We start from the raw sequence: 22,818 nt of genomic DNA, 5'->3' as shown, positions 1-22,818 counted from the left end.
CAAGCCTACAAGAGCAAAATCTGGCCTACGGCCAGACCGGCTTAGTTACTGCAATTTTACCGGCGTGCACCTGCCGATGACAGTCCGGATGTAGCAAAACCCGGTTGGAGAGAGAGTCCGATCCGCCATGCATCCGATATTCCAGATGATGATCGTGCCAACCCGTCTCGTCCGTCAGGGCACTGCCACAGTGCGCACAACAGCCGCTTTGTGACATGTACAGCGAAGCCCATTGCTTCCGGTAGCGCATCGAATTCCACATACGCTCCTGCCGCAACTCTTCGCCGTACTGCTCCATCGTGGGATCGAAGGGATTGAAGTCCCCTCTCACCTTCTTGTGCCTTCTGATTTCCGTACCGCTGAGTTGGTACATCTCCAGAAGGCCCTTACTGCCGTCTTCGCGCACCGTGGGCGCCGCGAACACCCAATTACGGTTTCCGACCGTGTGAAAGTACTTCCTCTTCACCCAGTCTTTACCCTTGTTTGGATGCCGCCGTTTCGACCACCGCCAGAGCCTCCTGACCACTAGATGCTCCATGCGGGTGTACGCCTGCTTGGCAACTACGGGGCTGTGATACTGCGCCCATCCTCGTAGCATCGGGTTCAGCAGAAGGATCAAGCTCTCCTGCTTCGCCGCCTTGTTACCGCTGATTGTTTCCTCGACCTTGCGATAGAACGTCTTTACGTTCTTCTTGCTCGGTTTGATGAGCAGCGTTCCCGAGTACTTCCGGAAATTCCACCCAAGGAAATCGAAACCGTCGTTGATGTGGACGATCCGCGTCTTTTCCTCGGAAAGTTGCAGTCCTCGTTGTGCGAGGAAGGCTTCTACCCAAGGTCTGACGTCGCTTTCTAGCACCTCTTGCGAAGTGCCGGTGATCACGAAGTCGTCGGCGTACCGCACCACTCTCACCTTCAGCTTCTTGGCCCGAACAATCCCGAACGTGGCATTCAGATGCCCCGCAAGTTCTCGTTCAAGCCCATTCAGCGTCACATTGGCCAACGTCGGGGAAATGATGCCTCCCTGTGGCGTACCGGCCTCAGTCGCCTGTAGCTGCCCTTCGTAAATCAGGCCAGCCTTCAACCACTTCCGGAGAATCCCCTTGTCCATTGGGACGTGGTTCACCAGCCAGTCATGGTTGATGTAGTCGAAGCAGCCTTTGATGTCTGCCTCCAGAACCCATTGGGCCGAAGCTTTCTGAGCCAAAGAGACAAACAACTGCGACATGGCGTCGGCCGTTGAGCGGTTGATCCGAAACCCATATGAGTTCGGGTCGCTCGTCGATTCCGACACCGGCTCCAGAGCCAGCAAGTACAAGGCTTGCATCGCCCTGTCCCGCATGGTCGGTATGCCCAGGGGGCGTAACTTCCCATTGGCCTTGGGGATGAAGACCCTCCGTAATGGCAGAGGCTTATATCCGCGCCGCTTCAACCTGCCGACAGCTTCCCATCGGCTCTCAGGCGTGTCCCACAGTTCGCGATCGACCCCAGCCGTTCGCGCACCTTGGTTTTGCGTAACACGTCGTACCGCGTACAACTTCGCGGACAACGTGCGGGTCAGCATCCGTTGCAGGGCTTTCACCCTGCGCCAGTCACCTTCCCGCGTTGCCTTCGCAATTCGAATCTGCATCCCTCTCACGTTCCGTTCCACGCGGCGCCAATCAACGTCGTGCCAGTGGTTCGGCGCATGGGAAAGCGCAGACCCACCCTTACGGGTAGATACTTTCATGCTGCTCTCCTGCTCAAAGAAGTGAATCCCTTCGCGGAAAGCAGCACGCCCCTTGCGGGAGCGTTTTGCTCCCACAAGGGAAAGAACAACACTGATGGCTAAGAAACCACCAGCAATCACTATTTCAGCTTGAGGGTTAGTCAGCCGTCTTGCGACGGTAGACCAGACGGAAGTCTGCCCGCTTTCGCGTGGGGTGATGTCTCAACCCCTATCCGAGCCATTACAGCCCGGCATTCGCTTTTTCCGTCCTCCCATACCCGCACGGCCAACAACATCCCTTGCGGTCTGCCTGCCGAGCCAATGGCCCGGCAGCCATACGGGCTTACCACGTTCCCGGCGTGTCACACGACTGGTTTAGGTCCTGCCTCTTCCCCGGCGGTCCGATGACGACGTAACCCGAACCTTCAGCGGGTTATCCGACCGCGCACCTTTTGGTCGATGCCTAACAGCAGCTTTGGCACCACAATTATTACGAGGTTTATCAGCAGTTCACTTACGTTGACCCTGCCAGTCAGCCTAGCTCCTTGATCCGATTGCTGCTCCGAATCTCCACGTGGCGATCTCACGATCTCCGCGCGCCCGATACATCCGGGGGCTTCATTGTCGGGAGAGCTTCACACCCCACCGTTACCAGTGACGCATGTCTCCCTAGGCTACTGCTGGTCGTACAACAGGTTCACTATCTCCCGACCACTGAGAGATTGAACAATGACACACCGAGCTTTCGCTCGTCTCAAGCTTCGAAACCCCAAGCCACGCATGTCTTGAGGAATTGCATACAACACCCCACCGAGTCGGCGGAGGTGAAGCCGCTGACTGGGCGGGTCCTGACGGTAATCAGGCCAATGCAATGCGATGTCCAGTTGAATGCAGCACACCGAACACCGCCTATGGCGACACCCGGAGTACCCAACCGGGTTCGCTTCGTTACCAATAAAAGTACAGCGCTTGTGGGCAGTTGCACTCGGAAGCTCGCGCTTCTTCGTGATGCACCGCGGTGTACTTCTCGCAGCCGGTCAAGGTTTCCCCTCCAGACACTGCTAGTCGATGTCCCTTACGTTGGGACTACCCGGACACGAGCGTGCGTGTCGCACGAAGGCCGTAATTATACCCGGAAGTCGGTCGCCCAAGACCGGCCGATCGGCAGCCTGCATGCACCGCAACGGTGCCGCGGTGCGCGCCGCGCACGAATCGCCCGCCGGGCCGCCCCGCGCGGGCGCGGCAACCGGCGGCCGTGGCGCGGCCGCACGATCGCTGCTCGCCCGGCGCCGTTTCCCGCGATTTTGGCGCTATCATTCCGGGTTCACCGGGCCGGGGCCCTCAGCGAATTCTCACCGGGCGGCGCCTGCGCGCCGCCCGTCATCGAAGCAATCCATGGATGTCATCGTCATCGGCGGCGGAATCAGCGGCGTCGCCACCGCCTACCAGTTGCGCGCGGCTGGCCACCGCGTGTGCGTGGTCGAACGCCACGCGACCGTCGCGCAGGGTGCGACCTACGGCGACGGCGGCGCGCTGCAGCCGAGCCCGCTCGACGTCTGGTTCGGCCCGACCTTCATGCGCCAGCGCCAGCCGCGCGACAGCGGCATCGTCTACAAACCGGGCTTCAACGGCGGCGTGCGCCGCTTCGTCAAGCAACTCGGCACGCTGCGCGAACCCGAAGCGTTCGCGGCCCAGTACGCGCGGCTGCGCCCGCTGATCGACGCATCGCGCGACACGCTCGCCGACATCGAGACGCACCTCGAACTCGAATTCGACCAGAAGCCCGGCATCCTGCACGTCGTGCGCGACCCGCGCGACTGGGACGCGATGCAGCCCGCGCTCGACCTGCTGCGCACGCTCGACCAGCCGTACCGCCTGCTCTCCGCCGACGAATGCGCGGCCATCGAGCCGTCGGTGCCGGCCGAGCCCGGCTTTGCCGGCGGCGTGCTGCTCGAGACCGAACGCACCGGGAATTGCCCGCTGTTCACGAAGCTGGTCAAGCAGGCGCTCGACGAGCATGGCGTGCAGTTCCGTTTCGGCGCGGAAGTCGCCGCGATCCGCGTCGACACCGGCCGCGCCGCGGTCGAGCTCGTCCCGCCCGGCGACCGGCGTGCGTCGAACGCGCGCGAGGTCGACGTGATTTCCGCCGACGCGATCGTGGTCGCCGCCGGCGCCGGCAGCCTGCCGCTGCTCGCCCGGCTCGGCTGGCGCCTGCCGCTGCATCCGGTGCGCGTCCATACGCTCACCGCGCCGATCGCCTACCAAGAACACGTGCCGCACCTGAACGTCATCGATTCGATCAAGCGGATCTCGATCACGCCCACTCACCAGAGGCTGCGCGTCGGCGGCGGCGCCGTACTGCAGGGCGTGCCCGACACCGCGAAGCCGCTCGCCGAGCCGCTGTCCGAGGCGGCGCTCGCGCTGCTTGGCCAGGCCGTCCATGACTGGGTGCCCGGTGCCGCCAGGATCTCGGCCGCGTTGTCGTGGCAAGGCATGCAGTTGCTGTCGCCGGACGGCCTGCCGGTCGTCGGTCCGACCCCGCATCCGCGCGTGTTCGTCAATTTCGGGCACGGCCCGGCCGGCTGGGGGCTTGCGTGCGGGTCTGCTAAAGTGGTGACCGATTATCTGGGCGGCGACGTGCAACACTGGCCCGCCGACACGCTCGCCGCGCTGCGCGCCGGGCGCTTCACGACCTGACCGCCGCGGGCCCGTCCCCGGCGGCCGCCTTGCCAGCCGCCACGACCCCGCGATGACCGTTACCCGCCCGCTCCCCGATTCCGATCCCATTGCGCTGCTACGCGTCGCCGACCTGCGCTCGGCCGAAGCCGCCGCCGCCGCGGCACTGCCGCCGCATACGCTGATGGCGCGCGCCGGCGCCGCCGCCGCGCGCTGGCTGTCCGAACGCGCGGCCGGCGACGACCGCCCCGTCTGGTTCGCGGTCGGCCCGGGCAACAACGGCGGCGACGCGCTGGTTGCCGCCGCGCACCTCCAGCAGCTTGGCGTCGCGACGCAGGCGTGGATGCCGGTGCCGGTGAAGCCGGACGACGCGCAATGGGCGCTCGGCCTCGCGCGCGCAGCTGGCGTTCCGCTGTCGGCCATGCCACCCGCTTCGCTGGACGGCTATGCATGGATCGTCGACGGGCTATTCGGCATCGGTCTCGGCCGCGCGCTCGACGGTGCATTCGCCGAGCAGGCAGCGCGCATCGCCGCGCACGCGCGCAGCGGTGGCCACGTACTCGCGCTCGACGTGCCGAGCGGGCTCGACTGCGATACGGGCCAGATCGTCGGCGCGGGCGTCGCCGTCGCTGCCACTCACACGCTCACCTTCATCGGCGCGAAGCCTGGCCTGTATACCGGCGAAGGCCGGGATCTCGCCGGCGAGATCGACGTCGCATCGCTCGACGTCGCGCCGCTCGCCGCGCCGGCCATCGTGCTGAACACACCCGCGCGGTTCGCCGCCGCCCTGCCCGCGCGCGCATTCGCGTCCCACAAGGGCACGTTCGGCAGCCTCGCGGTGCTCGGCGGCGACACGGGCATGTGCGGCGCGCCGATCCTGGCCGCCCGCGCCGCGCTGTTCGCGGGCGCCGGCAAGGTGCACGTCGGCTTCCTCGGCGCCGGCGCGCCGCCGTACGACCCGCCATTCCCCGAACTGATGCTGCACCCGGCCGACGGCCTCGATCTCGACGCGATGACCGCGATCGCGGCCGGCTGCGGACTGGGCACGCGCGAGGCCGCGGCGACGCTCGTGCGCGACGTGCTCGCGCACGACGCCGCGACGCTGCTCGATGCCGACGCACTGAACCTCCTTGCGACGCATGCGGATCTCGCGGCCGCGGTCGCCACGCGCGGTGCGCGCGGCAATCCGTGCGTGCTGACGCCGCATCCGCTCGAGGCCGCGCGATTGCTCGGCAGCGACACCGCAACGGTTCAGCGCGACCGCATCGCGGCCGCGCAGGCGCTCGCCGCGCGCCATGCGGCCATCGTCGTGCTGAAAGGCTCGGGCACCGTGATTGCGGCGCCCGACGGCCGCGTGACGATCAATCCGACCGGCAACGCGGCGCTCGCCACCGGCGGCACCGGCGACGTCCTCGGCGGCCTGATCGGCGCGTTGCTCGCGCAGCGCGTCGCGACGTACGAAGCGGCGCTCGCGGGTGTCTACCTGCACGGCCTCGCGGCCGACACGCTGACCGCACACGGCACGGGCCCGGCCGGACTCACGGCCGGCGAGCTCGCGCCGATGGTGCGCACGCTGATCAATCGCCTTTTTTATCCGTCGCCGCGCGCCGACACATAACGCCGCTATACTGACTGCCCCGCCGCTCGGCGGGCCCTCTCGTCCGCCGGCCTTCCGATCCCGATGAGCCGGCGCGGCATTCCTCCCGATTCACGCTTCACTCGAACCGCCATGACGCTGAATTCGCTCCCCGCCTGGACTGCCCTTCAATCCCACTTCGAGCAGATCCGCCACGCCCGGCTGCGCGACTGGTTCGCACCGGAAAACGACCATACGCCGACCCGTGCCGAGCGCTTCACGCTCGCGGGCGGCGGCCTCGCGGCCGATTTCTCGAAGAACCGCATCAACGACGACACGCTGCGCCTGCTCGTGCAGCTCGCGCGCGACGCGGGCGTCGAAGCGCGCCGCGATGCAATGTTCGCGGGCGAAATCGTCAACCCGACCGAAGGCCGTGCCGCGCTGCACACCGCGCTGCGCGCGACCGATCCGCAAGCGCCGTTCCATGCACAGATCAGCGCCGAGCGCGCGAAGATGGCGACCTTCGCGCGCGCCGTGCGCAGCGGCACGTGGACGGGCTACACCGGCAAGCGCATCCGCCACGTGATCAACATCGGCATCGGCGGCTCCGATCTCGGGCCGAAGATGGTCGTGCATGCGCTTCACCACGTCGCAACGCCCGACATCTCCACGCACTTCGTATCGAACGTCGACGGCGCCGATCTCGCGCGCGTGCTCGAACAGGTCGATCCCGAGGAAACGCTCGCGATCATCGTGTCGAAGACCTTCACGACGCTCGAGACGATGACGAACGCCCGCTCGCTGCGCGACTGGTTCATCGCGCGCGGCTGCCCCGAGGACGCGCTCGCGAAGCACTTCGTCGGCGTATCGGCGAACCCGGCCGAAGTCGTGAAGTTCGGCATCGCCGCGGACAACGTGTTCGAAATGTGGGATTGGGTCGGCGGCCGCTATTCGCTGTGGTCGGCGGTCGGCCTGTCGATCATGATCGCGATCGGCCCCGAGCAGTTCGACGAGCTGCTGGCCGGCGCGAACGACATGGATCGCCATTTCCGCGAAGCGCCGCTCGAACGCAACCTGCCCGTGCTGCTCGGCCTGATCGGCATCTGGTACCGGAATTTCTTCGGTTCGCAGAGCTATCTCGTCGCGCCGTATTCGGAAGCGCTGCACTACCTGCCGTCGTACCTGCAGCAGCTCGAAATGGAGAGCAACGGCAAATCCGCGCGCCTGGACGGCACCTTCGTCGATTACCCGACGTCGGCCGTCACGTGGGGCGAGCCGGGCACCAACGGCCAGCATGCGTTCTTCCAGATGCTGCACCAGGGGCCGACGATCGTGCCGATCGACTTCATCGCGGTGCTGACGCCCGAGCATCCGCTCGCGAGCCATCATCCGAAGCTGCTGGCGAACTGCTTCGCGCAGAGCGAAGCACTGATGCTCGGCCGCACGCTCGAAGAAGCACGCCAGGTCGCGGGGCCGGGCAAGGAAGCGCTCGCGCCGCACCTGACGTTCCCGGGCAACCGCCCGACGACGACGCTGCTCGTCGATGCGCTGACGCCGCGCACGCTCGGCGCGCTGATCGCGCTGTACGAACACAAGGTGCTCGTGCAGGCAACGGTGTGGGACATCAATCCGTTCGACCAGTGGGGCGTCGAGCTCGGCAAGATTCTCGGCAAGGTGGTGGAAGCCGACCTGTCGGCCGAATCGGTCGATCCGGCCAAGCACGACTCGTCGACCACCGCGCTGATCGAGCGCGCCCGCGCGGCGCTGAAACGCTGAAGCCCTGACGCAAAGGCGTCATCCGATGCCGGCCGCACAGCCCTGCCTGCGCGGCCGGCCGAAAAACTCAGGCGCCGCGCGGCGCGGCTTGCGGCGCGATGATGCGCCCGGCGTCGAGCGTCACCGTCGTCGCGCAGCGGCGCGCGAGTTCGGCATCGTGCGTGACGAGCACGAGCGTGGCACCGTGCGTGCGGTTGAGTTCGAACATCAGGTCGATGACCGCATGGCCGGTGGCGGCATCGAGGCTGCCGGTCGGCTCGTCGGCGAACAGGATCGCCGGGCGCGTGACGAATGCGCGCGCAAGCGCGACGCGCTGCTGCTCGCCCCCGGACAACAGCTTTGGATAATGCGCGGTGCGTTCGCCGAGACCGACCTGCACCAGCAGCGCCCGGGCGCGATCGGCTGCGTCGCGCGCGCTGATGCCGCCCCGCAGTTCGAGCGGCAGCATCACGTTCTCGAGCGCCGTCAGGTGCGGCATCAACTGGAACGACTGGAACACGAACCCGACAGCGCCGCTGCGCAGCGCGGCGCGCGCATCCTCGTCGAGCTGGTCGAGCGCGCGACCGAGCAGGCGAACCGTGCCGCTCGTCGCGCTGTCCAACCCCGCAAGCAGGCCGAGCAGCGTCGATTTGCCGGACCCCGACGCGCCGACGATCGCGAGGCTGCTGCCCGGCGTCACCGCAAGCGTGATGCCGTCGAGGATCGTCAGCTCGCCCGTTGCGTCGGCGACCCGCTTGCACACGTCATGGACTTCGATGATCGGATCGGTAATCTTGAACATGGACACGACATTTCGCTGGAAAAGACGCGCGGCGGTCGCCGCGCTGCTGGGCACCCTGCTCGCTGCCACCATGCCGGCACGCGCCGCAACGACGCCCGCGACATCGGGCTCGCCCGTGATCGTCGTGCTCGGCGACAGCCTGTCGGCCGAATACGGGCTGCCGCGCGACACCGGCTGGGTGGCGTTGCTGCGGCAACGGCTCACGACCGAGCGAATCGATTATAGCGTCGCGAACGCCAGCGTCAGCGGCGACACCACGAGCGGCGGCCGTGCGCGGCTGCCCGCGGTGCTGCAGCGACTCAAACCGTCGATCGTCGTCGTCGAGCTCGGTTCGAACGATGCACTGCGCGGCGTGCCGCTCGCGACGACCGAGCAGAACCTGCGCGACATCATCGCCGGCGCGCGACAGGCACGGGCGAAGGTCGTGCTGGTCGGCATGTACGTGCCACCCAACTACGGCCCCGACTACACGCAGAAGTTCCACGCCGTCTATACGCGCCTGTCGAAGGATCTCGACGTGCCGCTCGTGCCGTTCCTGCTGGCCGGCATCGAGAACAAGCCCGAGATGTTCCAGGCCGACCAGATGCACCCTGCGCAGCAAGCGCAGGGCGTTCTGCTCGACAACGTGTGGCCGGCGCTGAAACCGCTGCTCGGCAAGCCGCGCGGCTGACGAGCAGTCCTCGCCGGAAAACAAAAAGCCCCGCATGATGCGGGGCTTTTTGTTGCGTACGAAACGACTATCAGTTGTCGCCGTTCTGCGACTGGCTGGTCGTCGAGCCGTACAGCTTCACCTTCGAGCGATCGCGCAGCGCGGCGAGATACGCTTCGCCTTCGCTCTGTGCGTCGACCTGCGCCATCTGCTGCTGCGCGGCCGCCAGTTGCTGCGGATCGACCGCCGAACCCGGGATCACCGCGTTCACGCGGTAGATCGCATAGCCGTCCGCACCGAGATCGACACCGACGTAGGCCGGCAGCGTCTTCGCATCGACCTTGTAGACGGCGCTCAGCGCAGCCGGCGTCAGGCCCTGCGACTGCGTGCGCGATACCTTCTGCGCGGCCGCGAACCCGTCGGTCGACTTCGACTTCTGCAGTTCGGCGAGCTTCGCCGCGCCGTCCTTCTTCGCGAGTTCCGCGGCCTGCTCGGCGACGACCTTCTGGCGCACGACGTCCTTGATCGCGTCGAGTGCGGGCACGGCAGCCGCCTTGTAGTCGGTCACGCGCGCCGAGATCAGCGTGTTGTTGCCGACGTCGATCGCCTGCGTGTTGTTCTGACTCTTCACCGAGTCGGTGGCGAACACGGCGGCCAGGAACTTCGGATTGTTCAGCGGGCTCGTCGGCGGCAGTTGCGGATTCGGCGTCGGCGTGACGGTAGCCGTCTGGAGCGTCAGCTTGTACTTGTCCGCGGCCGGCTGCAGCGTCTTCGCCTTTTCGTAGACGGTGGACGTGAACCCCTCCGCGTTGTCCGTGAACGCCTTCGATGCATACTGCTGCTTCAGGTCGACTGCGATCTGATCCTTCACGTCCGCGAACGGCTTGACGGCCGCGGGCTTCACTTCCGTTGCCTTCAGGATGTGGAAGCCCAGATCCGACTGCACGACACCGCTCACGTCGCCCTGCTTGAGCGCGAACGCGGCATCGTCGAACGCCTTGCCGCCTGCCGTCGAGCCGGGCGTGATGAAGCCGAGGTCGCCGCCCTTCGCAGCCGACGGTGCGTCCTGCGAGCTCTTCTGTGCGATCTGCGCGAACTGGTCTGGATGCGCCTTCACGTCGGCCAGCAGTTGCTCGGCCTTCGTCTTCGCTGCCGCCTTGTCGGCCGCGCTGGCGCTGCCCGCTGCGGCGATGAAGATGTGGCTCACGCGAACCTGCGCTTCGGTGCGGAAGTGCGTCGGGTTGTCGTCGTAGAACTTCTTGATGTCCGCATCGGTCGGCTGCGCGCCCGCGGCCGCTGCGGCCGGCGAATAGACGAGGTACTGGATCGTCGCGGTCTCCGGCGTCGCGAAGCTCTGCTTGTGCGCGTCATAGTACGCGGTGAGCTGCGCGTCGGTCGGCTGGACCTTCGCTGCGAAATCGCTCGTCTTCAGCACGAGCGGCTGCACTTCGCGCTGCTGCGCGGCGAGTTCGGACAGGCGTTGCGCGAGGCTCTTCGGCGTGAACGCGCTCGATACGATGCTGGCCGGAATCTGCTGCAGCGAGAGGCTGTAGCGCACGCGCTCCTGATACTGCTCGGGCGTCATCCCCTGGAACGACAGCAGTTGCGCATAGCGCTCGACGTCGATCGAACCATCGGGCTTCTTCAGCGACGCGATCATCGGGTCGCTCATCAGCGCTTCGCGCACGGCGTTGTCGGATGCGGTCAGGTGCAGACGCTGCGTTTCGTCTGCCAGCACGCGTTGCTGGATCAGGCCGTCGAGCACCTGCTTGCGGTGCTCGGGCGTATCGAACATCTTGATGTCGAACTGCCCGCCGAGTGCCTGGCGCGCCTGGTCGATCTGCTGGCGGAACGCGCCGTCGAATTCGACCCGCGTGATCTTGTGCCCGTTGACTGCCGCGACGTTCGCGCTATCGTCAAAGAAGCCGCGGAAGCCTTGGATCCCGACGAAACCCAGCCCCGGCAACACGATCAGGAGCAGGAGCGCCATCATCAGGCGCTGGTGATTACGGAAGAAATCGAGCATGCGTGACGGGAAAATTGGACAAAACGACCGATATTACAACATACGGGGTGGGACGGGAGAAAAGCAGGCGTACTACAGGCGAGCGCAACGCGACAACCGGGCGCACAAAACAATAATGCCTGCACAACGCGGGCATTTTTGATTGTTTGGCGGAGCGGACGGGACGCGCCTACATCCCGCAGGCCGCGGATGCGCGTGCACGCGCAACCCTTCGAGTCCCGCCGGAAGCTGCGCAGGCAGCTTCCTCCACTCCGCTGTCACGCGCCCGCCAGCGGGCGCATCGGACAACACAAATGAAAAAGCCCGCACAAGGCGGGCTTCTTCATTTTTTGGCGGAGCGGACGGGACTCGAACCCGCGACCCCCGGCGTGACAGGCCGGTATTCTAACCGACTGAACTACCGCTCCTTGGTCTGGCTGAATCAGGAAACTGGTGGGTGCTGAGGGGTTCGAACCCCCGACCTACGCCTTGTAAGGGCGCCGCTCTACCAGCTGAGCTAAGCACCCGTTTCCGATTCGTTCTGGCTGCGATCTGCGTTTCGGCATCAACAACCAGCGAGCCCGCAAGTTTAATTCATCCCCAATCATTTTGCAAAGCCCCGACGTGAATTTTTTAAACGTTCGCGCGCACGATGCCGACACGCATAAAAAAACCCGCGGCCACGCCGCGGGTTTCGTGAACAACCGTCAGGAAGGACGGTGCCCCAATGCTTAGTGCTTGACGAATTCCGTCGAGCCGGCATCCTTCGCCGCATCGGCGACCGGTGCCGCCGCCTTCGCCTCTTCTTCCGGCGGCAGCGGGGTCGGCGAACGCTCGAGCGCGAGTTCCAGCACCTTGTCGATCCAGCGGACCGGCACGATCTCGATCGCGTTCTTCACGTTGTCCGGAATCTCGGCGAGATCCTTCACGTTCTCTTCCGGGATCAGCACGAGCTTGATGCCACCGCGATGCGCTGCGAGCAGCTTCTCCTTCAGGCCGCCGATCGGCAGGACTTCACCACGCAGCGTGATTTCGCCCGTCATCGCGACATCGGCACGCACCGGGATACCCGTCAGCACCGACACCAGCGCGGTCGTCATCGCACCGCCGGCGGACGGACCGTCCTTCGGCGTCGCACCTTCCGGCACGTGGATGTGGATGTCCTGCTTCTCGAACGCTTCGTCCTTGATGCCGAGACGACGCGAACGCGAGCGCACGACCGAACGTGCCGCCTCGACCGACTCCTTCATCACGTCACCGAGCGAACCCGTACGGATCACGTTGCCCTTGCCCGGCATCACCGCGGCTTCGATCGTCAGCAGGTCGCCGCCGACTTCCGTCCACGCGAGGCCCGTCACCTGACCGACCTGGTTTTCCTTCGCCGCGAGGCCGAAGTCGTACTTGCGCACACCAAGGAACGTGTCGAGGTTTTCGCCATCGACCTTGATCGCACCCGATGCCTTCTTCAGCAGCAGCATCTTCACGACCTTGCGGCAGATCTTCGACACTTCCCGCTCGAGCGAACGCACACCGGCTTCGCGCGTGTAGTAGCGGATGATGTCGCGGATCGCCTGTTCGGTGACGTCGATCTCGCCTTCCTTCAGCCCGTTGTTCTTCTTCTGCTTCGGCAGCAGGTAACGCTGGGCGATGCTGACCTTCTCGTCTTCCGTGTAGCCCGACAGACGGATCACTTCCATCCGGTCGAGCAGCGGCGGCGGGATGTTCAGCGAGTTCGACGTCGCGACGAACATCACGTCCGACAGGTCGAAGTCGACTTCGATGTAGTGGTCGGCGAACGTGTGGTTCTGTTCCGGATCGAGCACTTCGAGCAGCGCCGACGACGGATCGCCGCGGAAATCCATGCCCATCTTGTCGACTTCGTCGAGCAGGAAGAGCGGATTGCGCACGCCGACCTTCGTGAGGCTCTGCAGGATCTTGCCCGGCATCGAACCGATGTACGTACGACGGTGACCGCGGATCTCGGCTTCGTCACGCACGCCGCCGAGCGCCATCCGGACGAACTTGCGGTTCGTCGCGCGGGCGATCGACTGGCCGAGCGAGGTCTTGCCGACGCCCGGGGGCCCGACGAGGCACAGGATCGGCGCCTTGACCTTGTCGACGCGCTGTTGCACCGCGAGATACTCGAGGATGCGTTCCTTCACCTTCTCGAGGCCGAAGTGATCTTCGTCGAGCACCTGCTCGGCGTTCGACAGGTCATTGTTGACCTTGCTCTTCTTGCGCCACGGCAGGCCGATCAGCGTGTCGATGTAGTTGCGCACGACGGTCGCTTCCGCCGACATCGGCGACATCAGCTTCAGCTTCTTCAACTCGGCGTCGGCCTTCTTCTTGGCTTCCTTCGGCATGCGCGCGGCGTTGATGCGCTTCTCGAGTTCCTCGAGATCGGCGCCCTCTTCGCCTTCGCCCAGTTCCTTCTGGATCGCCTTGACCTGTTCGTTCAGGTAGTACTCGCGCTGGCTCTTTTCCATCTGGCGCTTCACGCGCCCGCGGATGCGCTTTTCGACCTGCAGGATGTCGATCTCGGCTTCGAGCTGCGCGAGCAGATGCTCGAGGCGCTCGATGACCGGGAACATCTCGAGGATGTGCTGCTTCTGGTCGAGTTTCAGCGGCAGACGCTCGGCGATCATGTCGGCGAGGCGGCCTGCTTCGTCGATGCCCGACAGCGACGTGAGGATCTCCGGCGGGATTTTCTTGTTCAGCTTCACGTACTGGTCGAACTGCGACACGATCGCGCGGCGCAGCGCTTCCGTTTCAGCGCTGTCGGCGTGATCGGGCTCGAGCGGCATCACGTCGCAGGAGAATTGCGTTTCCTGCTCTTCGATCGACAACGCCTTCGCGCGCTGCAGGCCCTCGACGAGCACCTTCACGGTGCCGTCCGGCAGCTTCAGCATCTGCAGGATGTTGGCGATACAACCGACCTCGTACATGTCCTTTTCGGTCGGTTCGTCCTTGGCCGCGGTTTTCTGGGCGACGAGCATGATGTGCTTGCCGCCTTCCATCGCTGCTTCGAGGGCCTTGATCGATTTCGGCCGGCCCACGAAGAGCGGAATCACCATGTGCGGGAAAACGACGACATCCCGCAGCGGGAGCAGCGGGAGCGTGATGCGTTCCGGCGGGAGAAGTTGGGTGCCTGACATTTCATTTCCCCATGAGTGGAATCAATTGTTCGGTAATTGAGGCCGCCACAACGAATTGCAAGCCTTCAAGTGCGGGAAATATTCGGTAAGAAAGTAACCACCGCGTGTCGAGTCAGAGTTACCCACAAGATAAACGAAAAAAAGCCGCCCACGGTCTCATGAACGGCCTTTTTCGCAGAACATCGTCGGCTAGCCGGTCAGTTCGAACCCGCCACCTTCGGCGTGTCCTCGTAGATCAGCAAAGGCTTGCCGTCACCTTCGATGACGTTCTCGTCGATGATGACTTTGCTGACCCCTTTCATCGTCGGCAGTTCGTACATCACGTCGAGCAATGCCTGTTCGATGATCGAACGCAAACCGCGCGCGCCGGTCTTGCGGCGGATCGCCTTGCGGGCGACTGCCTGCAGCGCGCCCGGCCGGATCTCCAGCTCGACGCGCTCCATCGCGAACAGCTTGTGATACTGCTTGACGAGCGCGTTCTTCGGCTCGACCAGGATCTTCATCAGCGCGGCTTCATCGAGCTTGCCGAGCGTCGCGACCACCGGCAGGCGGCCGATCAATTCGGGGATCAGACCGAATTTGATCAGGTCTTCCGGTTCCGTTTCGCGCAGCACTTCGCCCGCGTCGCGTTCCTGCTTGCTCTTGACCGTCGCGCCGAAGCCGATACCGGTTTTCTCGGTACGATCGGTGATCACCTTTTCGAGACCGTCGAATGCGCCGCCGCAGATGAACAGGATGTTGGTCGTGTCGACCTGGATGAAATCCTGGTTCGGGTGCTTGCGGCCGCCCTGCGGCGGCACCGACGCCATCGTGCCCTCGACGAGCTTCAGCAGCGCCTGCTGGACACCCTCGCCCGACACGTCGCGCGTGATCGACGGGTTGTCCGACTTGCGGCTGATCTTGTCGATTTCGTCGATGTAGACGATCCCGCGCTGGGCCTTGTCGACCTCGTAGTTGCAGTTCTGCAACAGCTTCTGAATGATGTTCTCGACGTCCTCGCCGACGTAGCCGGCTTCGGTCAGCGTCGTCGCGTCGGCGATCACGAACGGCACGTTCAGCAACCGCGCGAGCGTCTGCGCGAGCAGCGTCTTGCCGGAACCCGTCGGGCCGATCAGCAGGATGTTGCTCTTCGACAGCTCGACGTCGTCCTTCTTGTCGAGATGCTTCAGGCGCTTGTAGTGGTTGTACACGGCCACCGCGAGGATCTTCTTCGCGCGCTCCTGGCCGATCACGTACTGATCGAGGATGTCGCGAATTTCCTGCGGGCTCGGCAGATCCGACCGGGACAGGCTGGCCTCGACGCCGGCGGCAGCCGCCTCGTCACGAATGATCTCGTTGCAAAGGTCGATACATTCATCGCAGATGAATACCGACGGGCCAGCGATGAGTTTTTTCACCTCATGCTGGCTCTTTCCGCAAAACGAGCAATACAACAGCTTCTCGCTGTTCGAACCTTTTTTGTCCGCCATGAATGTAGAGCCTCCGGACAGGTAAATGACATGATACGCCGAATGCTCCGAGCGCCGCGCCTAGGGCGCGACCGGAGCCGGCTGGATGCGCTTGCCGCAGATGCTCAGGGCGTTCGGGACATCGCAGGGGCGCCGCACGAATCGGGGCGGCACCCCACTTAAGCTCACGGGCGCTTCAGCAGCACCTGATCGATCAGCCCGTACGCCTTCGCATCCTCGCTCGACATGAAGTTATCACGGTCGGTGTCGCGCGCGATGCGCTCGACGTCCTGGCCCGTGTGCTGCGCGAGCAACTGGTTCAGCCGCTCCTTCAGGTAGAGGATTTCGCGTGCCTGGATCTCGATGTCGGATGCCTGGCCGCGTGCGCCGCCGAGCGGCTGGTGAATCATCACGCGCGAGTTCGGCAGCGCGAAGCGCTTGCCCTTCGCACCCGACGCGAGCAGGAACGCGCCCATGCTGGCCGCGAGGCCCATGCACAGCGTCGACACGTCCGGCTTGATGAACTGCATCGTGTCGTAGATCGCCATGCCGGCCGACACCGACCCGCCCGGGCTGTTGATGTACAGGCTGATGTCCTTGTCGGGATTCTCGCTCTCGAGGAACAGCAGCTGCGCAACCACGAGGTTGGCGGTCTGGTCGTTCACTTCGCCGACCATGAACACCAGGCGCTCCTTCAGGAGACGCGAGTAGATATCGTACGAACGCTCGCCGCGGCCGCTCGTTTCGACGACGATCGGCACCAGCCCCAGCGCTTGCGCCTCGAAACCCTGCGGCGCGTTCGAAGCAAGCATGTCCAGCAATTCAGCGCGAGTGATCATTCAATGAACCTTGTTCGAATGGAAAATTGAACGGAAGGAAGCCGCCCGCTCAATCGCCATATTAATGGCAACCGTGCGCTTGACGTAAAAACGGCGTGCGGGCCGTCGCTCCGACAGCCGGCACGCCGCTAGAGCAACACTTACGCTTGCGCCGATGCGCTCGCGAGTGCTTCGAAGCTCACTTCCTTGTCCGTCACCTTCGCCTTGCCCAGCACGAAATCGACGACGTTGCTTTCAACGACGAACGCTTCCATCTCGGCGAGGCGCTGCTGGTTCGAATAATACCAGCGGACCACTTCCTTCGGGTCTTCGTAGCTCTTCGCGAACTCGTCCACTTCCGCGCGGATCTGTTCCGGCTTCGCTTCGAGGCTGTTCGACTTCACGAGTTCGGCCAGCACGAGGCCCAGCTTCACACGGCGTTCTGCCTGCTCGGCGAACATCTCGGCCGGGATCGGTGCGTCCTTCGCGTTCGGCACGCCGCGCTGCGCCAGATCCTGGCGAGCCATTTCGACGAGGCGTTGCTGATCCTGCTCGATCAGCGCCTTCGGCACGTCGAGTTCGGAAATCTTCAGCAGCGCGTCCATCACCTGGTTCTTGACGATCGACTGCGTGCGGCGCTTCGCTTCACGCTCGAGGTTTTCCTTGATCTCGCCGCGCATCTTCGTGAGATCGCCGTCTTCGATGCCGAGCGACTTCGCGAATTCACCGTCGATTTCCGGCAGGTGCGGCCACTCGATCTTCTTCATCGTGACCGTGAACTGCGCCGTCTTGCCCGCGACGTCCTTGCCGTGGTAATCCTCCGGGAACGCCAGGTCGAACGTGCGCGACTCGCCGTCCTTCAGGCCCAGCGCTGCCGTTTCGAATTCCGGCAGCATGCGGCCTTCGCCGAGCACGAACGGGAAATCTTCAGCCGTGCCGCCCTGGAACGCGACATCGTCGATCTTGCCGACGAAGTCGACCGTCACGCGGTCGCCGTTCTTCGCTGCGGTGTCCGCGCCGCCGTCGCCGTGCTCGCCGGCTTCGCCACGTGCGTGGAAGTGCACGCGCTGCTTGCGCAGGATGTCCAGCGTGCGGTCGATTTCATCGTCGCCGATCGACGTCGTCGAACGCTCGACTTCAGCCGTCGCCAGATCGCCGATCGTCACTTCCGGGTACACCTCGAACGTCGCGTCGAACGCGTATGCACCTTCAGCCTGCTCCTGCTTCGGCTCGAAGCTCGGCTGGCCAGCGACGCGCAGGTTTTCCGCGCGGCTGATCGTGAAGAATTCCTGGCCGATCTTGTCGCTCAGCACTTCTGCCTCGACCTGACCCGCATACTGTTGCGCGACCATCTTCACCGGCACCTTGCCCGGGCGGAAACCCGGCATGCGCACGGTCTTCGCGAGTTTCTGGATACGGGCGTCGATTTCCTTCTGCACGGTGTCTTTCGGCAGGGAAATCGTCACGCGGCGTTCAAGCTTGCCGAGGTTCTCAACAACGTTAGCCATGGCTTCAATCGTCCTAAAATTATTCGAGCGAATCGGGTTTTCCTTGCCGTGCCTGCCTGCGGCGTGATGTGCGTCACATCCACTCGCCGCGCCGGAGCGCCACGCCATCCCTGCACGCGCCGGATGGCTAGCGCAAGCGGCTCGGAGCACGGCTTTGGCCGGAAGAATCGACTATTCTAGCAAACAATTTTCCTCACACCGCCAGATCGGCGCGACGTACATGCGTCTGCCCCGCATCGGCAGCCCTCTGCACGGCAATGCGCGCGGATCGCCGCTATGCCGAACGCCGTATCCACCACGGGCCCGCCATCCTGTAAGCTCCGATTGAAGGTATGCCGCCGCCGCGGCTCCATTCATTCCTCACACCAATCACGCCTTCCGGAGACACCATGCCGCAACACCCGTCCGCGCCTGTCGTCGTCATCGCGCCCGATTCGTTCAAAGGCTCGCTTTCCGCCGAGCAGGTCGCGGATGCGATCGCCACCGGCATCCGCCGCGCCCGCCCCGACGCGGTCGTGCGCTGCTGCCCGATGGCCGACGGCGGCGAAGGCACGCTCGACGCGATGCTGGCAGGCGGCGGTACACGGCGTGCGCTGCGGGTGGCCGGCGCGTCGCTCGCGGCACGCGACGCGGCGGTCGGCGTGATCGACGCGCGCACCGCGATCGTCGAGACGGCCGAGATCGTCGGCATCACGGATCCGGTCGGCATGAGCGTGCCCGTTGACGCGCGCAGCACGCGCGGGATGGGCGAAGCGATCCGCACGCTGCTCGACGAAGGCGTGCGCCGCTTCTTCGTCGCGCTCGGCGGCAGCAGCACCAACGATGCGGGCGCCGGGCTGCTCGCCGGCCTCGGCCTGCAGTGCTTCGACGCGGGCGGCCAGCCGGTCGAACCGGTACCGTCGCGGCTCGCCGACATCGCGCGCATCGACGCGTCGGGGCTCGACCCGCGCCTGAAGGAAACCGAATTCATCGGCATGTCCGACGTCGACAACCCGCTGACGGGCGCGCACGGCGCGACCGCCGTGTTCGGCCCGCAAAAGGGTGTGACGCCCGAGCAGGTTGCGACCCTCGACGCCGCCCTCGCCCGTTTCGCCGACCTGCTCGAAACCGCGCTCGACCGCCGTGGCCGCGACCTGCCGGGCGCCGGTGCCGCGGGTGGCCTCGGTTTCGCGCTGCATATGCTCGGCGCGCAGTTCGAAGCGGGCGCCGAAGTGGTCGCGCGGCAAGTCGGCCTCGACGCGGCGCTCGCCGGCGCCGACTGGCTGATCACCGGCGAAGGCCGCTCCGACGTGCAGACGCTGCACGGCAAGGCGCCGTTCATCGCGTGCCGCCACGCGCAGGCCGCGGGCGTGAGCGCGTCGCTGCTGTCCGGCGCGGTCGACCCGGCCGCGCTGCCGCGCCTGTCCGAACATTTTTCCGGCTGCTTCTCGCCGGCTCCCGGGCCGATCACGCTCGACGTCGCGATCCGCGACGCGGCCAATCTGCTCGCGAACGAAGCGGAGCAATTGACGCGCCTGAAATACGGTGCACACTGACCGTTGACCCGAGCGCGCGATACAGGAACAATCGGGCCCGCCCTTTTTCTTCAGGATTCGACATGAAAGGCCGTCAAGCCGGGCTCGATCAGTTTCTGACCTATCGCCTCCACGCGCTCACGAAGCGCTCCGACCGCGGGATCGGCGAGGTGTACCGGCACAAGCTCGACATCTCGCTGCCCGAGGCGCGCGTGATCGCCGCCGTCGGCGCCTTCGGCCCGTTCTCGATCATGGATCTCGCGCGCCACACCAACCTCGACAAGAGCCAGGCGAGCCGGGCGGCCGAGGCGCTGCTGCGCCAGGGGCTGCTCGAGCGCAGTGCAAGCGAGGAGGACGGCCGGATCGTGCTGATCGCGCTGACCGCCGACGGCCGCGCGCTGCATCGCAAGATCATGCCGATCGTGCGCAAGTGGAACGACGGCTTGCTCGCGTGCCTGTCCGACAGCGAACGCCAGACGTTCGAGAGGCTGCTCGACAAGGTCGTCGCGCACGCGACCGAGCGGGACGACTGAGCGGCAACACGGGCACGGAGCCCGCTGTATTGATCCGATGAATTCGACGGGCCGCCCCGGTCGCTTCAACCGCGACGCGGGCGGCCCGCTTTGCGTCATGCGTTGCGCACGGCAAGCGGCTCGCAGCGCCCCGCCTCACCCGCGTTGCGCATGCACCCGCCCGGCACGCGTCACAGCCCGCTGTTCGTCGCGCGCTGCCGGAGCAGCCCGAGTACCGCGTCGCAATACGGGGTCGGCACGCCGAGCTTGCGCCCGAGTTCAGGAAACACGCCGAGGATCGGCCCGATCTCGAGCGCGCGCCCCGCTTCGAAATCCTGCAGCATCGACGTCTTGAACGCGCCGAGCTTGCGCGTGACCGCGATCCGCTCGGGCCCGCTCATCCCGGTCGACAGGCCGAGCTTCGCGCCGATCGCGGCCGCCTCCTCCATCATCCGCAGCGCGAGATCCTGCGTGAACGGATCGTCGAGCAACTGCTCGGACGTCGACCCCGTCAGCGCGCTGAGCGGATTCATGTTCATGTTGCCCCACAACTTCGTCCAGATCTCGGCCCGGATCGCGGGCGTCGACTCCACGTCGAAACCGCCCGCCGCGAGCGCCGCGGCGAACCGGGCCGTGGCCGTGTCGAGCCGCGCATCGGGTGCCCCGACGATCAGCCGGTTGCCGCGCCCGCGGCGCACGATGCCCGGCGCGTCGGTACTCGACGACAGGTGCACGACGCACCCGATCGCCTGTGCGGGCGGCAACGCCGCCGACACAGCACCGGCCGGATCGACCGCATCGAGCGGCACGCCGTCGAGCGCCCCTTCGAGCCCGTGCGTGAACCACCACGGCAGCCCGTTCATCGCCGCGACGATCACCGTATCCGGCCCGATCAGCGGTGCAATGCGCGCGGCCAGCGCCGGCAGCGCCTGCGCCTTCAGCGCGATCACCACGTAGTCCTGCACGCCGAGCGCGGCCGCATCGTCGCTCGCCCGCACCGGAACCGACGATGTGGCGCCCGCCTCGTCGATCACGCGCACGCCGTGCGTGTTCAACGCATCAAGCGTCGCGCCGCGCGCGTACGCGCTCACGGTCATGCCGGCCCGCGACAACGCGGCCGCAAGCAACCCGCCGATCGCGCCGACCCCGACCACCGCCGCGCGCACCGACCCTGAATTCGTGTCGTTCATGATGGAATTCCGTCTCCTGGGAGCTGACGAGCATAACGCCCAATGGTTGCGGGCACAACCATTCACGCGAGCGCGTGCGACGCGCAGGGTTCGACCGATTCAGCGCGGCTCGCCGCCGGCTTCCACCGGCTCGTCGTCGGCCGCGCCGCCGGTCGCGCCGAGCACGCCGGCGATCTGGCTCTTGTCGTGCATCCCGAGCTTGCGATACGCGCAGCGCAGATAGTGGCGCACGGTCGTCGGCGAAATCGCCATCTGTTGCGCGACTTCCTTGTGCGAGCGCCCGGCGCCGTAATAGCGGATCGCCGCAAGCTCGCGCGGGCTCAGTCGGTCGAGCAGTGAGCGCGGCCGCGCCTCGATCTGGAACAGCCCCGCAACCGGCACGCACTGGATCCGCAGCGCATCGCCAACGAACGGCTGGCCCGACTGGCGCCGCAGGTGCGCGACGAGCGGCTCCGGCACGCGCACACCAGCCCAAGCCGGCCATTCGGTACGCAGTACGTCGTCGAAACCGTGATCGGCGTGGTGGAGCACGCCGAAGTTGTCACACAGCGCGCGCGCCGCCGGTGTGATCGTATCGCCGCGCTCGCGCGTGAGCTGCGCGGCGCGATTGATCGTCAGCGCGGCCGCGAGATGCGGAATCACTTCCTCGAAACGGCGTGCGTCGTCGTCGCTGAACGGCCGATTCAGGCCCTGGCGGTAGATCGACATGAACGTCGTCAGGCCGAAACGGCGATCGAGCGTACACACGCACATCAGTTGCGCGAGCCCGTATTTCACGCACCAGTCGCGAAACCGGGCATCGAGCCCCGGTTCGACGACCGACAACCGGACCGCGTGACCGTGCGCACCGCGCAGCGTGCGGTGCGCGAGCGGGTCGCAATCGCGCACGCGCTTCCAGTCGCGGAAGAACGCGTGCGGCAGACGGTACAGGAAGCTGTTGTGCATCACGGGGCCGGTCGGCACATGGGTCGCGACGCCCGTCCAGGCGGCGTCGAACGGAATGAGCGCCTGCAGCAGCGAAAAGAACCGGTATTCGAATTCGCCGATGGCAGACCGGGCGGCAACCGCGTACAGGTCGAGCAGCATCAGCCCGAGTTCGCGCTGCGATGCGTCGCCGCGCGTGACGCCGTCGAAATCGGCGCGCCGGGACGGCAGCGGCGGCCACGCGAAGTCGTCGAGCACGATGGCGGCCGGCACGTCGCGCAGCGCATCGAGATCCTGCCCGATATCCGTCGTGATCCTCACCTTCCGCTCCCCTGCCCGATCGGGCTGCTGATGTGCACAACGACACCGGCCGATTATAGCGACCGGCTTTTTTGACGGGCCACGGTGCCGGAACGGGCGCCAGCCCCATCCATTTGAACGGTGCACCGCACGTTGCTGCTCCGCAGCACGCCGCGCCGCGGCGCGTGCCGCATGCATGCCGTGCCCCGCGGGTTTTCCGCACCGTTCATCTGGACGACTGTTCGAAGGTTTTCCCGCTGCGGACACTGCGTCGCGACAAC

General features: G+C 65.6%; 15 protein-coding genes and 2 tRNA genes. 6 read left to right on the top strand and 11 right to left on the bottom strand.

Translation table 11 applies throughout. From position 1 onward, the window contains the following. Positions 1–25: 25 nt before the first annotated feature. The gene (gene ltrA, locus LGN19_RS25350) at positions 26–1,726 is read right to left on the bottom strand and encodes a group II intron reverse transcriptase/maturase (protein ID WP_226217749.1); all 1,701 of its coding nucleotides are present in this window, start codon (positions 1,724–1,726) and stop codon (positions 26–28) included. Between the two features lie 1,374 nt (positions 1,727–3,100). Between ltrA and LGN19_RS25345 the strand changes: the two genes are divergently transcribed. The 3 genes from LGN19_RS25345 (at position 3,101) to pgi (ending at position 7,733) form a co-directional block, all read left to right on the top strand. After that, positions 3,101–4,402: an FAD-dependent oxidoreductase gene (locus LGN19_RS25345; protein ID WP_226217748.1), complete on the top strand. Its 1,302-nt coding sequence runs from the start codon at positions 3,101–3,103 to the stop codon at positions 4,400–4,402. A 52-nt stretch (positions 4,403–4,454) separates the two neighbouring features. Then, on the top strand, positions 4,455–5,999 hold the full coding sequence (locus LGN19_RS25340) for an NAD(P)H-hydrate dehydratase (protein ID WP_226217746.1): 1,545 nt from the start codon (positions 4,455–4,457) through the stop codon (positions 5,997–5,999). Between the two features lie 111 nt (positions 6,000–6,110). Further along, on the top strand, positions 6,111–7,733 hold the full coding sequence (gene pgi, locus LGN19_RS25335) for a glucose-6-phosphate isomerase (RefSeq protein ID WP_175223377.1): 1,623 nt from the start codon (positions 6,111–6,113) through the stop codon (positions 7,731–7,733). Positions 7,734–7,800: 67 nt separating this feature from the next. Here pgi and LGN19_RS25330 read toward each other — a convergent pair whose 3' ends face one another. Further along, positions 7,801–8,514 carry an ABC transporter ATP-binding protein gene (locus tag LGN19_RS25330; protein WP_226217744.1) on the bottom strand — a complete coding sequence of 238 codons (714 nt, stop codon included), beginning with the start codon at positions 8,512–8,514 and terminating at the stop codon, positions 7,801–7,803. Between LGN19_RS25330 and LGN19_RS25325 the strand changes: the two genes are divergently transcribed. Next, entirely contained in the window at positions 8,513–9,184 is a 672-nt protein-coding gene (locus tag LGN19_RS25325; protein WP_226217743.1) for an arylesterase, read from the top strand. The two genes, LGN19_RS25330 and LGN19_RS25325, sit on opposite strands and share 2 nt — an antisense overlap. A 70-nt stretch (positions 9,185–9,254) precedes the next feature. Here the strand turns inward: LGN19_RS25325 and LGN19_RS25320 are convergent, their stop codons facing one another. The 7 genes from LGN19_RS25320 to tig all read right to left on the bottom strand — a co-directional run bounded on the left by LGN19_RS25320 (position 9,255) and on the right by tig (position 18,097). Continuing rightward, on the bottom strand, positions 9,255–11,189 hold the full coding sequence (locus tag LGN19_RS25320; protein WP_226217741.1) for a SurA N-terminal domain-containing protein: 1,935 nt from the start codon (positions 11,187–11,189) through the stop codon (positions 9,255–9,257). Between the two features lie 330 nt (positions 11,190–11,519). Beyond that, a tRNA-Asp gene (locus LGN19_RS25315) sits at positions 11,520–11,596 on the bottom strand. 23 nt (positions 11,597–11,619) lie between these two features. Further along, positions 11,620–11,695: transfer RNA gene (locus LGN19_RS25310), tRNA-Val, on the bottom strand. A gap of 204 nt (positions 11,696–11,899) precedes the next feature. Continuing rightward, positions 11,900–14,323: an endopeptidase La gene (gene lon / locus LGN19_RS25305; protein ID WP_226217739.1), complete on the bottom strand. Its 2,424-nt coding sequence runs from the start codon at positions 14,321–14,323 to the stop codon at positions 11,900–11,902. Between the two features lie 197 nt (positions 14,324–14,520). Next, a complete protein-coding gene (gene clpX, locus LGN19_RS25300) occupies positions 14,521–15,792 on the bottom strand; it encodes an ATP-dependent Clp protease ATP-binding subunit ClpX (RefSeq protein ID WP_048248493.1) in 1,272 nt (423 codons plus the stop codon). Between the two features lie 164 nt (positions 15,793–15,956). Then, positions 15,957–16,610, bottom strand: coding sequence for an ATP-dependent Clp endopeptidase proteolytic subunit ClpP (clpP, locus tag LGN19_RS25295; protein ID WP_010092137.1), 654 nt, complete (start codon positions 16,608–16,610; stop codon positions 15,957–15,959). 140 nt (positions 16,611–16,750) lie between these two features. Further along, on the bottom strand, positions 16,751–18,097 hold the full coding sequence (gene tig, locus LGN19_RS25290) for a trigger factor (RefSeq protein ID WP_122945635.1): 1,347 nt from the start codon (positions 18,095–18,097) through the stop codon (positions 16,751–16,753). A 389-nt stretch (positions 18,098–18,486) separates the two neighbouring features. Here tig and LGN19_RS25285 point away from each other — a divergent pair, with 389 nt between their 5' ends. Both LGN19_RS25285 and LGN19_RS25280 read left to right on the top strand, forming a co-directional pair. Then, complete coding sequence (locus tag LGN19_RS25285) at positions 18,487–19,632, top strand: glycerate kinase (protein WP_122945636.1); 1,146 nt, start codon at positions 18,487–18,489, stop codon at positions 19,630–19,632. A 62-nt stretch (positions 19,633–19,694) separates the two neighbouring features. Then, a complete protein-coding gene (locus tag LGN19_RS25280; RefSeq protein ID WP_039367176.1) occupies positions 19,695–20,144 on the top strand; it encodes a MarR family winged helix-turn-helix transcriptional regulator in 450 nt (149 codons plus the stop codon). Between the two features lie 170 nt (positions 20,145–20,314). Here LGN19_RS25280 and LGN19_RS25275 read toward each other — a convergent pair whose 3' ends face one another. Both LGN19_RS25275 and LGN19_RS25270 read right to left on the bottom strand, forming a co-directional pair. Then, positions 20,315–21,313 (bottom strand): 2-dehydropantoate 2-reductase, encoded by a 999-nt coding sequence (locus tag LGN19_RS25275; protein ID WP_226217737.1) that lies wholly within the window; start codon positions 21,311–21,313, stop codon positions 20,315–20,317. 99 nt (positions 21,314–21,412) lie between these two features. Next, complete coding sequence (locus LGN19_RS25270; RefSeq protein WP_226217735.1) at positions 21,413–22,558, bottom strand: helix-turn-helix transcriptional regulator; 1,146 nt, start codon at positions 22,556–22,558, stop codon at positions 21,413–21,415. Positions 22,559–22,818: the final 260 nt, after the last annotated feature.

Source organism: Burkholderia sp. AU30198 (assembly GCF_020419825.1).
Lineage (GTDB): Bacteria > Pseudomonadota > Gammaproteobacteria > Burkholderiales > Burkholderiaceae > Burkholderia.
This window is presented reverse-complemented; position numbering and strand designations above follow the sequence as displayed.